This window comes from Rhizobium sp. SU303, assembly GCF_021052345.1.
In the GTDB taxonomy this organism is placed as follows: domain Bacteria; phylum Pseudomonadota; class Alphaproteobacteria; order Rhizobiales; family Rhizobiaceae; genus Rhizobium; species Rhizobium laguerreae.
The window spans coordinates 3,440,603-3,454,720 of record NZ_CP088095.1; the positions used below are offsets into that span (position 1 = coordinate 3,440,603).

A 14,118-nucleotide genomic window follows, 5' to 3' on the forward strand; every position below is an offset into this window, starting at 1 on the left:
CCTTCTAACTTCATCAACACCCTCTCTTCCCGCAATGGAGAGAAATACTTTGGATGGGCGCTCAGCCCGCTTCAACGGTCAATGTCTATGACGTGCGGAGCCGTTCGACCATGAGCAGTGTTACCGACCGGCTGATCCAGGGCAGCATGTGGCTGAGCCTGTCCCGCGCCATCGTCAACGGGCTTTCGGCGCTCAGCACCTTCGTTCTCGCCTGGTACCTCGCACCGTCCGATTTCGGTCTCGTTGCCATTGCAACGACGATCCAGATCATTCTGAGTTCCGTCACCGAACTCTCGCTCAATCAGGCGCTCATCCGCCACGAGGACCCGAGCGAGGTTCATTTCAGCGCGGTTTGGACGCTGAGCGTGACAAGAAGCGCGATCCTGGCTTTGCTGTTTGCCGCCAGTGCCTTTCCAATTGCCGAATTTTATAACGAGCCCCGGCTGACAAGCGTCATGCTGGCTTTGAGTTTCAGCTTGCTCCTGAGCGGCCTGGCCAATCCACGTCGCGTCATGCTCCAGCGTGATCTGATCTTCTGGCAGGAATTCGTTCTCAACGTATCGCAAAAGCTGGTCGGCTTCGTCGTGACGGTGGCAATCGCTGCGATCTACCAGAGCTATTGGGCTCTTGTTCTCGGCACCCTCGCCTATCAGATTACCAATATCATCGTTTCCTATACCGTCTTGCCGTTCTGGCCGCGCATAACCTTCCGGCATGCGCGGGAATTGTTTTCGTTCTCGCTTTGGCTGACGGCAGGACAGATCGTCAACACGCTGAACTGGCGGATCGAGTATCTGCTGATCGGCAAGATGTTGGGCGCCACGCAGCTAGGCCACTATACCGTCGGCAACACCCTTTCGACGCTGCCGACCCGTGAGGCCACGGCACCGTTGAACCAGACGATTTATCCGGGCTTTTCCAGAGTACGCAACGACCCGGTCCGGCTAATCGCAGCCTATCAGCGTGCGCAGGCGCTTTTGGCTGCAGTGGCGCTTCCGGCTGGAATCGGCATGGCGGTCGTGGCTGATCCGATGATGCGGCTCGCCTTGGGAGAGAAATGGATTCCCGCCATCTTTATCGTCCAGGCGCTCGCATCGGTCTTTGCTCTGCAGACGCTCGGTTCACTCGTCCAGCCGTTGGGCATGGCAAAGGGTCATACCAAGTTGCTGTTCATCCGCGACGCCCAGATGCTGGTGGTCCGCGTTCCCATCATCATCGTCGGCCTGATAATTGCCGGACTTCCAGGCGTCGTCTATGCGCGTGTGTTGACGGGTTTGATTTCCACCGCGGTCAATATGCTTCTCGTCAAGCGATTGATCGGCCTGCCGTTCTTCCAGCAACTCGGCGCCAACTTCCGCGCACTTGCCAGCGTCGCATTGATGGCCGCCGGCGTCTGGGGACTGTCGCATGTCCTGAACATGCCGACCGATAAGCTGGGCTTGGCTCTCCATCTGGCCATACTGGTCATCACCGGCGGTATTCTCTATGTCGGTTCCAGCTTTGTCCTTTGGCTCGCTATGAAGAAGCCAAATGGCCCGGAAACCGAAGTTCAGCGTATCTTTGTCAAGTTCCTGTCAAAAGCCAAACGTATGGCCATACCCAAGTCGGCCTAAAAGCTAAAACGAACATCAACAAGAGAGGCAGAATGACCAGCCAATCCAGAACGGAGCTGATCGCAAAACTTAATGGTATGATCCATGATTGCCTGAAAGACTATGTCTCACGCGATGAACCGCTTGCAATCCTTGATTTCCCCGACATCCGCAATTGCGGCGACTCCGCAATCTGGCTGGGCGAAATGGCCTATCTGAAGGATCGCTTCGGCAAACGCCCGGACTATGTTTCGAGAACGGCGGACTTCTCCGCAGATGAGCTGAAAAAGCGCGTGCCGACCGGTCCGATTTTCATTCATGGCGGCGGCAATTTCGGCGACATCTGGGTTTCCCATCAGGATTTCCGCGAAGCCATCATGGAGCGTTTCCCGGATCGGCAGATCGTCCAGTTCCCGCAGTCTATCCACTACAGTTCACCTGAGCGCATCGAGCAATCCGCACGCGCAATCGCGCGTCATAAGAATTTCGTCCTGCTCGTGCGCGATGAAGAATCGAAGGAATTTTCCGAGAAGCACTTCGACTGCACCGTCCGGCTATGCCCCGACATGGCCTTCGCCATCGGGCCGCTGCCGGACAGGGCAACGCAAATTTCCGTCCTCGCCATGCTGCGAGAGGATGCGGAACGGGTTGGCGGCACCGATCGCAAGATCCCTTCCGATATTCCCGTGGAAGATTGGATCACCGAGTCGAAACGCAAGGTTGATATCGCCAAGAAGTTGGGGGCAGCTTCGGCTTTCCTGGCACTGAAGCCGAGCGAAGTGGCATTGCGCAAGCTGGACGCCGCAGCGCACAACCGCTTCGAGCGCGGCATCAGCCAGATTTCACGCGCTCGCGCCATCGTTACCGATCGCCTGCATGTCCATATCTGCTCACTGCTGCTTGGCCGGCCGCATGCCGTATTGGACAACAGCTACGGAAAGATCCGCCGCTTCATGAATGCCTTCTCCGGCGGGACCGACCTTTCATACAAGGCAACATCGCTTGAAGATGGAATCGAGTGGGCGCGTCACCAGGCCGGGCAAGGAGCGCGCGGATGACAGAGACGCTGCGCGCTTGCAGGATCAGGAGGTAATCCGATGACACTTGTCACCTTCATTATCCCGGTCCGACATCAGGACAATGCCCGCGACTGGAGCAGGCTGAAGGCAAATCTGACACAGACCGTGGCTTCCATTTCCAACCAGACCAATGGGGACTGGCGCGGCATCATCGTGGCAAACGAAGGCGCCGATCTGCCTGACCTGCCGGAAAAATTCTCCGCCGTGCGTGTCACCTTTCCGCCGAACGACCTGCATGAGCTTGGAAAGGGCAGCAAGGAAGACTTCCTTGATGCCTTCCGGGCAGACAAAGGCCGTCGCGTTCTGAGCGGCATGTTGAACGCCACCGACAGTCGCTTCTTCATGATTGTCGATGACGACGATTTCGTCAGTTCGCGAATCGTTCAACACGTGTCCGAAAATCGGGACGCCAACGGATGGACAATCGACCATGGTTATATCTGGGACGATGGCGGCAACTTCCTGTTTGGCCATGACGACTTCAGCCATCTCTGCGGTACCTCATTGATCATTCGTGCCGATCTCTACGAACTGCCGGAACGCTTTGAGGATGCTTCGCTCGATTGGATCAAGTCGATGCTGGGCAGCCATGTCCGCATAGCGGATATTCTTGCGCAACGGGGAGCGCCGCTCACGAAGCTTCCCTTTCGCGGGGCGGTCTATCGGGTCGCCCACGGCGGATCGCATAGTCAGGCACCGAGCCTGCTGCGACAGTATTTCCTGAACCGCGGCGTACTCACCAAACCGCGGCGGTGGTTGCGCAATCTTCGTAGACTGAGGATACTCGGCGAGGGTCACAGGCGCGAGTTTTTCGGTAAGACGCGATCGAACCCCGCGTAAGCGTCGATCCCACTCGAACATCGCACAGGCGGTCAAAATATGAAGCTCTTCTCTTTCGACTTCACCAAGAGGGTTGTTAACTGATGTCGGATCTATTGGTCAGCGTGCTCTTTTCATCCTACAATGGCGCCAGCCGCCGGCTGCGCCATACTTTGGATTCCTTGGTGCGCCAGGAGCTTCCCCATGATCGGTGGGAACTGATAGCCGTCGACAACAATAGCAATGACGGCACGTTTGATCTTTTGGAAACCTATAGCGACAAGCTTCCCATCACCATCCTGCAGCAGCGCAAGCCGGGAAAGTCCGGCGCGCTGAATATGGCCCTGGATCGGGTGAAGGGGGATCTCGTCGTCTTTACGGACGACGATGTTCGTGCCGAACCGAACTGGCTGAAAGCGATCGTCGACTGCGCCGCAGCCCATCCGAGTTATGGCGTCTTCGGCGGCAGAATCGTCCCTGAATGGGAGAAAGAACCAAAAGACAGGTTTATCGAATGGATTCCGATGGGATCCACCTTTGCGATAGTCGATGACACCCAAAGCGGACCGTGTGACCCGACGAAAGTCTGGGGCCCGAATACGATCGTCCGGCGAGAGCTGCTCGGAACAAGCGTGCGCTACCGCGAAGATATCGGTCCTCTTCCCGGAAAGATTTTTGCTATGGGTGAAGATGCGGAAATCATCATTCGCCTGGCCGCCAATGGCGCCAAGTCCTATCGATGCGCCGAGGCCGTGGTCCATCATTGGATTCCGGCATCGAGCGTGACGGAGGATTGGGTACAGAAAAGAGGCGAGCGGCTTGGCTACGGCATGCCGGCGCTCTTTCCCGACGAGGTGCCTGGAGGGGTGAGGTTAAGCGGAGTTCCGCTTCCGACCTGGATCGAAAGCGCACAATGGGCCTTCCGGGCAGCAATGCTTTATCTCTTGCCGCGATCGAAGAAACGTTTCTGGGCGATCTGGAAATATTACTACATGCGCGGCTATCGCGCCGGAATTCGCCGATACGTTTCTCAGACGATGACACAGTAATTCATTGCCGAGGAGGCAGTAATTTAAAATCTACGGTGCCCATCAGCAATTTATGGCAGTATGCGGCCACGCAGCGACAGCGTTCTATGGCAGGCCAAGTCATCGGTAAGGCGTGACCCAATCCGCACTGGGGAGCGATCAGACCAAAATGAGGTCCGGAGCATCAAATGAGCAAAGTCAAGGTCACAATACTGTTCTCAACTTATAACGGCGAGAAAACCCTGCCAACGATGCTTGACGCACTATGCGCTTCGACCCTACCGAAGGAAGAATGGAAAATCGTCGCAGTCGACAACAACAGCAGCGACAACACTGCATCAGTCTTGAATTCCTTTAAGGCGCGGCTTCCACTGGAAGTTTATTTTGAGCTAAAACAAGGCAAACAACACGCATTGACTTCGGGCTTCCGCCATCTGGAGGGCGAACTCGTCATTTTAACCGATGACGACGTCATTCCCGCGCCGGATTGGATCGAGCAGTTTCTCACCTTGGCGGATCAGCAGCCACAGTTTGCCATATTCGGCGGCCTAATAACGCCCGAATGGGAGGAAAGGCCGGCATCGTGGCTCATCAAATACGGGCATCTGGGGATTCTTTATGCGCTAAATGACGGTTTACCCGAGGGGCCGATTTCAGCGGCATTGATATCTGGGCCGAATTCGGCCTTCCGTCGTTCCATTTTAGGATCCGGTTATATCGTTCACGACGGCCTCGGCCCGGATGCCACTGTCGCTCAGTTCCCCATGGGCGAGGATACTGCTTTCGCTCTCAGGTTGGAGAAGAATGGAGCCAAGGCTTTTCACTCGCGACGTCCCGGGGTTCGGCACATTGTCAGGAAGGGCTATGTGAACGAAGGCTGGGTTTTGCGGCGCGGCGAGCGTTATGGCATGGGCTTGGTTATCGTTCGGCCGGACCTCTTCGACAGCAAAACGAAAATTGGCGGTCTGCCCATCGCTAGCGCCTTGAGATGGCTTCTGATGGTGCCGGCCAGCGTTGTCGTCAAGAGATTTCCGCCAAGCGGCGTTCGCTTCAAATTGCTCTGGGCGCAGTCGGTGAGACAGGGGATCCTGCGGCAATTTCTCAAGCAGCGATCTACGATGAATAAAACGATCTACTCTCAGGTCGGTGCCAAATGACGAAAGTACTAAACCGCGGCATCGACAGGAAGTGCTCCAACTGCGGAGGCAGCGGGCAGGATTTTCGCACGTCAGGAGGCGAGTGGGTTTGATGACGGATCCGAGAATTAGTGTCATCTTTTCGTCCTTCAACGGCGCCAGCAGACGGCTTCGACAGATGCTGGATTCGATGTTGGGGCAAAACCTTCCAGTCGAACAATGGGAACTGATTACCGTCAACAACGCCAGTAAAGACGAAACACAGGAGCTTCTCGATCAATATGCAAAGAAGCTTCCAATTGTTGTTGTTAATCATACCCGCCCAGGCAAATCAGGCGCTATGAACGCAGCTCTGGCGATCGCTCGAGGAGCGCTGATCGTTTTTACGGACGACGACGTCGAGGCAGATGCGAACTGGTTGAGTTCGATCGCTGCATGCGCGGAGGCAAACCCGAATTTCGGCGTTATCGGCGGCCGAATTCTTCCAAATTGGGAGCATTATCCCCATGGGGATCCGCTGTTGGACTGGATTCCCATGGGATCAACCTTCGCCATAGCCGACCAGGAATCCAGTGGCCCATGCGACCCGACAAAAATTTGGGGTCCGAACACGACCGTGCGTCGCGAATTGCTTGGCAGCAATATTCGATTCCGCGAAGATATCGGGCCGCTTCCAGGAGGTCTTTTCGCAATGGGAGAGGATACGGAAATCGTCAGCCGCCTATCCCGAAGCGGCGTGAAAACCTATCGGTGCGCCGAGGCCATTGTTCATCATTGGATTCCAGCCTCTAGCGTGACAGAGGCTTGGGTACAGAAGCGTGGGGAACGTCTTGGCTATGGAATGCCAGCGCTCTTCGCCGAGGACATTCCAAAAGGTGTCAGGATCGGGGGAATCCCCTTAAGAACCTGGATCGAGAGCGCCAACTGGGCGGTTCGGGCAGCCCTCCTTTATCCGTTGCCCCGATCAAAGAAGCGGTTCTGGGCCATCTGGAAGTACTATTACATGCGTGGCTACCGCGCCGGACTTCGCCGATACGCACCGGCGGTAAATCATTCTGGTCGACTAGCGCAGGAGGTCGTGCATTGAAAATATCGGTGCTTATCAACAATTTCAATTACGGCCAGTATTTGCGCCCATGCATCGACAGTGTTCTGTCGCAGGTCTATCCCGACTTCGAAGTGATCGTGGTCGACGATGGCTCCACCGATGATTCCCAAGATATTCTTGCTTCCTATGGCGAGCGGATCCTGACCGTATTGAAGGAAAATGGTGGCCAGGCATCGAGCTTCAATGCGGGTTTTGCGGCCGCAAGCGGCGATATCCTCTTTCTCCTCGATGCCGATGATGCGTTTTTGCCCGGCAAACTCGCGCGCATCGCCGAGATCTACGATCGCAACGAGATCGACTGGTGCTTCGACCGCGTGACGACCAATGAAGACGACCAGCCTCCCGCGGAGCTGCAGGTGACGCTGTTCGACAAGCGGGATACGCTTCGCAGGGGCGGCTTTCCCTCGCTTCCGGTTCCGACATCGGGCTTGAGCTTCCGCCGCAATCTGCTGTCCCAGATACTGCCAATGTCCGTCGCGACAGACGTCGTCCTCAGCGACAATTACATCAAGTTTGCAGCCGCGTATCTGGGTCGCGGCGCCATCGTCGAAACACCGCTGACCTTTCAACGCATTCATGCCTCGAACCGCTATACGGGCACAAGCAGGGCAAAAACACTGCGCCCGCGGATCATGATCGCGACAGGATTGGAACTGGCACGCCGCTATGACGGCCTCCAGGCACTCGGCAAGAGCCTCGTGGCCGGCGGAATTGCCGAAACGACATCGCTTCTGAAGCTCCCGAGCGAAGCTCGCAACACAGTGGCCGGCGGTCCGTTCGGCGATGCTGCCGCGACCGAAGTGGCCTTGATGGCGGCGCGCAAGCGTTTGGGAAATATGCTGCGGAGAGGACAGTCATGAATCAGCAAGAGACTTTTCCGCATTCATCCGTCGGCACAGAAGGAGGCGCCGCACCGCTGAAGATTGCCGTCGGTGTGCTGACCTATCGGCGCCTCGACGGGATCGCCAAGCTGCTTGACGTCATGACGCGCCAGGTCAGGCACCCGGCTCGCCCCTATCATCTCACCATGGTGATCGTGGATAATGACGCGGCCGGCAGCGCGAGGACCACGGTAGAGAGCTTTGGCCAAACAGGTGCCTACGACCTGATCTACGTCATTGAACAAAACCAAGGCATACCCTTTGCACGCAATCGCGCACTGGACTCGGCACCTCCAGGCACTGACCTCTTCTGCTTTCTCGACGATGACGAATGGCCCGTCGACGGCTGGCTGGATGCGATGCTGGAGACACGGGAGAAAAACCGCGCCGATTGCGTCTATGGCCCCGTCCAACCGGTCTATCCGGAAAACCCGCCGGAATATTTTATCAAGGCAAGGGTGTTCGAGCGCAAAAAGAACAAGGACGGTCAACGCATTTCTTATGCGGCATCGAACAACGTCATGTTCGACTATCCCCTGATCCGTTCATGGAATCTGCGTTTTGAAGAGAAGATGCGCTTCACCGGGGGCACGGATTACCTTTTCTTCAACCAAGCCATCCGCCGTGGCATGCAGGTCTTCTGGGCTGACAAGGCGCTTGTCCATGATATCGTTCCGGCCAGCCGGATGACCTGGAAATGGGTATTGCAAAGACAATACCGGCTCGGCAATACCTTCGCAGTCAGCGAGGTCCTGCACGGCAACCTGAAGCGCCGGATCTACCGAGCGGCCTATGGCGCCACGAGAGTCATGCTTGGGCTGGCCATGCTGCCGGCGATCCTGATTTCACCCTATTGGGGCATGCGTGCCCTCACCCATGTTCTGCGCGGCGCGGGCATGGTTAACGGGATTCTCGGACATGCATATCAGGAGTACAAACCCAATGCCGCTCACTGATCATTTGCGCGGGCGCGCTCGGATGAGATTTGGCCGTTATGCTGTTTCAGACGAAAACATCATGCGTAATTGCCGGTTTATCAACTTCATGGCTTCAACCAACCGGGCCAGAAATGGTACACTTCCACTGAACTATCGTGACGCAATCGCTGTTCGAACAGAACGGTTTTCGCCCTTATCCATCGGTCAAATATAGGAGATGCCTGTTTATGACTGAGAAAAAATTGAAGGTTCTCGCTGCCTCGTCAGGAGGCGGCCACTGGGAACAGCTGATGGCCATGCGCGGCGCATTTGAGGGCTGCGATATCGTCTTTGCAACGACCATCCCGGGACTGCTTGCAAAATACGACATTCGCGGCGGACTAGTCCTTCCCGATTGCAGCCGCGACTCGATTACCATGTCGATCCGGTGCTTTTTCACCGCCTTCTCCATCGTCATCAAGCACAGGCCCGACGTCATCATCTCGACCGGTGCCGCACCCGGGCTTTTTTGCCTGCTGGCCGGCAAATTGACGGGCAAGCGGACGATCTGGATCGATAGCGTCGCCAATGTCGAGAAGCTGTCCCTATCGGGTAAACTGGCCGGCCATATTGCGACGCTCTGGCTCACGCAATGGCAACATCTGTCGAGGCCGGATGGCCCCCATTACGCAGGAGCTGTCCTTTGATCCTTGTCACCGTCGGAACGCAACTGCCGTTTGATCGCCTCGTCAAGGCTGTCGACACCTTCGCAAACGAACTGTCGAAACCGGTTCTGGCGCAGATCGGCAAGGGCACCTACACGCCACAGAATATGAAATGGATCAAGAATATCGAGCCCAAAGACTTTGATAACGTCTTTCGCGATGCAAGTGTCATCGTCTCTCATGCGGGAATTGGCACCGTGCTTACGGCCAAGCGTTTTGGAAAGCCGATCATTCTCGTTCCCCGACAGGCGGCTCTCGGCGAGCACCGAAACGATCATCAGCTCGCCACGGTGAGCCAGCTCGTGGGCCGGCCGGGCATCTATGTCGCACACACCGATGACGATCTCCGGAACTATCTGCTCGAAGAGCTGGATAGCCCATCTCACGAAGATTCGTCGGAAGCCGGTCGGGCTTCACTGGTCACCTACCTGAAAAACTATATTACGGCAGTCTGACCCCGAGAGCCGTCATAGCCTCTGACGCTTACGAGCGAATTTCATTCTCCGCAATTGTTGCCGGCGATACGTTTGACAAGCTCAGGCGCAATGATTTTAGAGGCTATGTCGGGCAGAGGATGCACGCCATCAGGAATTGCGGTGGCCAGATCATCCGGCGTCAGGCGCTCCCAATTGGGCCGGTGGTCGACAAACTCCAGACCACGTTTTTGCGCCTCCGCCTCATGTGCGGAGACATAACTGTCGACAAAGGGACGGATCAGCCCACGCAATCCTGAAAACGGATTCATGGCCATGACGATGATCCGCGCTTGCGGAAGGCGCTGCTGGAGTTGATCGAGGATGTCGCCAATATTCTTTCGGCTTTGCGCAAGCGACACGAACCGATGCAATGTCGCATCATTGGCGTAGAGCTCAATCAGGATGATATCCGGCTGCTCGGCAACGACGCGATCGATCTGGGTCAGAGCCCACAGTGACGTTTCACCGCTTTTTGCAACGCTCTCGACCTTCACCGGCTTCTGCAAGCAGGCTGCAAGCTCCGTCTCAAGGGCAGGCTGCCATCCCCCTCGCGCCGTCAAGGATGTTCCGAAGGCCACTATTTTCAGCGGCACGGGACGATCGGCATAACCGTTCCTGACCGCCGAAAGCATCAACAGACACGCCAGAAACAGAACCAGTCCATAGACCGGTCGCCTCTCAATCGGCACCGCTCGCCAAAACTGCAAACATATCATGAGGAGACCTTGCAGCAGGCTTGAGACAATTTCGTGAAATGGCCGCGCATGCCTGTTCGAGCAATGCGAAACCGTCCAATCCCCATCCTGGTAGATGACAACGGCAGCTTTGAAACGTCGGAGCTCTTAACGGCGTGAAACAGCCGCCAATCACTCCTGGCGAAATACGTGCTGCATCTGATCGGTCAGCGGCTTCGTCAGATAGGATATCACGGTCCGATCGCCGATCTTGATGAAGACCTCCGCCGGCATGCCGGGATAGAGTTTTATCGTCTTCAATTTGGCAATGCTTTCAGCTTTCGGCTTGACGCGCAGGGGATAGTAGCTGATGCCCGTGCGCTCATCCTTGACGATATCGGGCGCGATCGAGGTAATCTCACCGGCCACATCAGGCGTCGTGCGTTGATCGAAAGCGCTGAAACGCACATCGACTGACTGGCCGACATGAACCTGATCAATATCGCGGGTGGCGACTTTCGCCTGGACCGTAAGCTCGTTATTTTCGGGAACGACGAGCATCAACGTCTGACCGGGATCGATAACACCATTGACGGTGTGAACCGAAAGTTCGTGAACTCGCCCAGTCAACGGTGCGGTAATGTCGAGACGGTGTAGCTGATCGACTGCGGTTCCGCGGCGTTCTTCATATTCGGCGATCTGCGCCTCGACGTCGGTCAGGTCTTTTGCAATCTCCGAACGGCGATCTTCATCCAGCTGGATCGACTGGCGATCGATCTCGATTGCCTTACCCTCGGCCTCCGCCTTAGCTGCGATTTCCTGGCCGCTGTTGCCCTGGAGATCGGCGCGGGCGCGCTTGAGCGTATTCAAACGCTGAAGCGTGACGAGCCCCTTCTTGTAGAGCGTATCAATGCCCTCGAGCTCCTGTTCGATCAAGCCCAAGGCATCGTTGGTGGCATTGATCTGCACGACCAATCCCTTTACCTGCTCGCCCAGTTGATCCTTGCGCGATGCCAACTGGCTCTTCATTCCGATAAGCGCCGTCCTGCGACTGTCGAACAACTTCTGCTCGCCATCGAGAAGCTTCTCTGCGGAGGTGCTGGATGTCAGATCCCTGATGTTTTCCTCGACCTCGAACGAATCTGCCCCGATTCGTTCCGCCTTCAGACGGGCGCGGCGCGCATAAAGCTGAGCGAGCGTGCTTTCCACAATCGAGAGATTCGCTCTTGTCGTCGTCCCATCGAGCCGTATCAGCACCTGCCCGGCCGTCACATGGTCGTTTTCGGAAACCAGCAATTCCGACACGATACCACCTGTCAGGTGCTGGACCTTCTTGACATCGCCGTCGACGACGATCACGCCCTCGCCGATGACGGCGCTCGAAAGCTCTGTCGTCGCCGCCCAACCGCCAATGCCGCAAACGAGGGCTATCGACAGCACACCGACAACGGCAACGTGCCTATTGAGGGAGCGTTTCGATTCACTGATATCTTTACTCACAATCTTCCCTCTGGCCTATTCGGCCGCATTCATGCCGTCGACCACGACTTTAAGCTGAGCCACGCGCTCGGCAATCGGCGTGCGCGCCGCTTCCGGCCGGCTGACTCTCGCTAGAACTTCCTCTTTGGGACCGAACGCGATCATGCGGCCGTCCTGCATCATCAGCACGAAGTCGCAGACCGCCAGAACGCCGGATCGATGTGCGATGACGACCACAATGCCGCCCCGCGCCCGCACGCTCATGATCGCGGCACTCAGCGCCCGCTCGCCTTCTTCATCGAGATTGGAGTTTGGCTCGTCGAGCACGACGAGGAATGGCTCGCCGTAAAGCGCTCTTGCCAGCGCGATACGCTGTCTCTGGCCAGCCGAAAGCGCAGCACCGCCTTCGCCGATTTCGGTTTCGTAACCATTCGGCAGACGCAGGATGAGATCGTGAACACGCGCCGCCCTCGCCGCGGCAACCACCTTCTCAGGCGACATTTCCTTCGCAAAACGGCAGATATTCTGCGCAACGGTTCCCGAGAAAAGCTCTACATCCTGCGGGAGATAACCGATATGCCGGCCAAGTGCGTCGCCGTCCCACTGGTCGAGTGCTGCGCCATCCAGACGAATAGATCCTCTGACGGTCGGCCAGATACCCATCATCGCCCGTGCCAACGACGACTTACCCGAGGCACTGTACCCAATGACCCCAAGCGCGCTCCCTGCCCGTAAGCCGAAGCTGACATCCGAAATGACCAGGCGCTGACCCGCCGGTGGCCCGCTCGCCAGTCCTTCGACAGTGACTTGTTTGGTAGGAGCCGCGAGTGCAAGGGGGGCCGGAATCTCGGGAATGGTTTTTAGCAGGCTCGAAAGCCGCGCCCAGCTCTGCTGAGCAGAAACGAAACCACGCCAATTCCCGATCGCCGCTTCGACAGGCGCCAGGGCGCGAGAGGTCAATATCGAGCCGGCGATGATAATGCCCGAAGAGGCCTGCCCCTGAATGACCAGGATCGCGCCGGTCGCGAGCGTTCCCGATTGCAAAGCAATACGGAAAATCTTCGACAAGGTCGCATATCCATTGCCGATATCCGATGCCTGCCGGGTGATTGTCCGGTATTCACTGTTCTTGCGGTCCCAGATTTCGGCCATCGTCCCCGCCATGCCCATGGCGTGAATAACTTCGGAGTTGCGGATCGAGGTCTGCGCGAAGGCATTTCGCATGTTAGCGGAGTCAGACTGCTTTTTTGAGAGCGTACGCGTTCCCTGATTGGTCATGAACGTCAGGATGGCGAGAACCAGCGCTCCACCGATCGCGATGTACCCGATCGCCGGATGAAAGAGGAAGCAGATCACGATATAGAACGGCAACCATGGCAGATCGAACATCGCTGTCGGGCCCTGGCCGGACAGGAAGGTTCTGATCTGATCGAAGTCGCGCAACGGCTGAAGCCCGTCGCCGCCGATTTTCACCTTCAACGGAGCCTTGATCAGCGCCCGGAACACGCGCCCGTTCACCATCTCGTCAAGCGCTCCGGCAACACGCACCAGCATCCTGCTTCGTAGAACCTCGAACGCTCCTTGAAACGTGTAAAGCATCAACGCAAGTATTGCCAGAACAGCCAGCGAAGGTATGCTTTTGCTGGGAATGACCCGGTCATACACCTCAAGCATAAAAAATGAACTTGTAAGGTATAGGATATTGATAAGCGCGCTTGCTATTCCAATGAAAACAAGCCCCCCCTTGCATTTCTTTAATGCTTTGGATGGCTCGCTGACATCAGCTGCTGAACTCTGAAACACGAAGTAATCCCTCTCTTACCGCATCGCACAAAGCAAATATGCCGGCGCACACTCCAACTCCGGGGTCCATCACGCCCGATCAATGACACGACTGCCTTGGACCCCCGACACCGGCGCCGGACCCGCTTGCAAGCCCACGACCTATTACATGAATCCAACCAAAAAGTGACCAAAAATTCCAATTTATAACGAGTGGCTTCAGGGATTCTGACTTGACGCTACGCTAAATATACCAACCTAAGCAAGTGAAAATCGCAAATTGCCCAACAACGGCGCAGATGGATGAACGTATCGCGCGCATATTAGCGACGTTTACTGGGGAGTTAACTATAAATTCAATCTATAGTTCATTTTTCCTATGAACGGCGGAACTATTTTTTATCCGCGCCTTCGACCGCCGA

The 14,118-nt window shown here is 56.5% G+C and carries 13 protein-coding genes; 10 read left to right on the forward strand and 3 right to left on the reverse strand.

Annotated features, from left to right (window positions below):
* The first annotated feature begins 110 nt into the window (after window positions 1–110).
* The 10 genes from RlegSU303_RS17205 (at window position 111) to RlegSU303_RS17250 (ending at window position 9,740) form a co-directional block, all read left to right on the forward strand.
* Window positions 111–1,613, forward strand: a complete 1,503-nt coding sequence (locus tag RlegSU303_RS17205; RefSeq protein WP_026158820.1) for a lipopolysaccharide biosynthesis protein — start codon at window positions 111–113, stop codon at window positions 1,611–1,613.
* Window positions 1,614–1,645: 32 nt separating this feature from the next.
* The gene (locus RlegSU303_RS17210) at window positions 1,646–2,650 is read left to right on the forward strand and encodes a polysaccharide pyruvyl transferase family protein (protein WP_003561855.1); all 1,005 of its coding nucleotides are present in this window, start codon (window positions 1,646–1,648) and stop codon (window positions 2,648–2,650) included.
* A 39-nt stretch (window positions 2,651–2,689) separates the two neighbouring features.
* Window positions 2,690–3,511, forward strand: a complete 822-nt coding sequence (locus RlegSU303_RS17215) for a hypothetical protein (protein ID WP_017961656.1) — start codon at window positions 2,690–2,692, stop codon at window positions 3,509–3,511.
* A gap of 83 nt (window positions 3,512–3,594) precedes the next feature.
* The gene (locus RlegSU303_RS17220; RefSeq protein WP_017961657.1) at window positions 3,595–4,539 is read left to right on the forward strand and encodes a glycosyltransferase; all 945 of its coding nucleotides are present in this window, start codon (window positions 3,595–3,597) and stop codon (window positions 4,537–4,539) included.
* Between the two features lie 167 nt (window positions 4,540–4,706).
* Window positions 4,707–5,675, forward strand: coding sequence for a glycosyltransferase (locus tag RlegSU303_RS17225; protein WP_017961658.1), 969 nt, complete (start codon window positions 4,707–4,709; stop codon window positions 5,673–5,675).
* Window positions 5,676–5,766: 91 nt separating this feature from the next.
* A complete protein-coding gene (locus RlegSU303_RS17230; protein ID WP_094087592.1) occupies window positions 5,767–6,741 on the forward strand; it encodes a glycosyltransferase in 975 nt (324 codons plus the stop codon).
* Window positions 6,738–7,622 (forward strand): glycosyltransferase family 2 protein, encoded by an 885-nt coding sequence (locus RlegSU303_RS17235; protein ID WP_231283232.1) that lies wholly within the window; start codon window positions 6,738–6,740, stop codon window positions 7,620–7,622. Before RlegSU303_RS17230 ends, RlegSU303_RS17235 begins: the two co-directional genes overlap by 4 nt.
* Window positions 7,619–8,599, forward strand: coding sequence for a glycosyltransferase family A protein (locus RlegSU303_RS17240; RefSeq protein ID WP_131629766.1), 981 nt, complete (start codon window positions 7,619–7,621; stop codon window positions 8,597–8,599). Before RlegSU303_RS17235 ends, RlegSU303_RS17240 begins: the two co-directional genes overlap by 4 nt.
* A 209-nt stretch (window positions 8,600–8,808) precedes the next feature.
* Entirely contained in the window at window positions 8,809–9,267 is a 459-nt protein-coding gene (locus RlegSU303_RS17245) for a glucuronosyltransferase (protein WP_011653119.1), read from the forward strand.
* Entirely contained in the window at window positions 9,264–9,740 is a 477-nt protein-coding gene (locus tag RlegSU303_RS17250) for a glycosyltransferase (RefSeq protein WP_017961662.1), read from the forward strand. Before RlegSU303_RS17245 ends, RlegSU303_RS17250 begins: the two co-directional genes overlap by 4 nt.
* 41 nt (window positions 9,741–9,781) lie before the next feature.
* Here RlegSU303_RS17250 and RlegSU303_RS17255 read toward each other — a convergent pair whose 3' ends face one another.
* The 3 genes from RlegSU303_RS17255 to RlegSU303_RS17265 all read right to left on the reverse strand — a co-directional run bounded on the left by RlegSU303_RS17255 (window position 9,782) and on the right by RlegSU303_RS17265 (window position 13,717).
* Window positions 9,782–10,477: an SGNH/GDSL hydrolase family protein gene (locus tag RlegSU303_RS17255; RefSeq protein WP_131629767.1), complete on the reverse strand. Its 696-nt coding sequence runs from the start codon at window positions 10,475–10,477 to the stop codon at window positions 9,782–9,784.
* A 150-nt stretch (window positions 10,478–10,627) separates the two neighbouring features.
* The gene (locus RlegSU303_RS17260) at window positions 10,628–11,935 is read right to left on the reverse strand and encodes an HlyD family type I secretion periplasmic adaptor subunit (protein WP_131629768.1); all 1,308 of its coding nucleotides are present in this window, start codon (window positions 11,933–11,935) and stop codon (window positions 10,628–10,630) included.
* Window positions 11,936–11,950: 15 nt separating this feature from the next.
* Window positions 11,951–13,717: a type I secretion system permease/ATPase gene (locus RlegSU303_RS17265; protein WP_065280971.1), complete on the reverse strand. Its 1,767-nt coding sequence runs from the start codon at window positions 13,715–13,717 to the stop codon at window positions 11,951–11,953.
* Window positions 13,718–14,118: the final 401 nt, after the last annotated feature.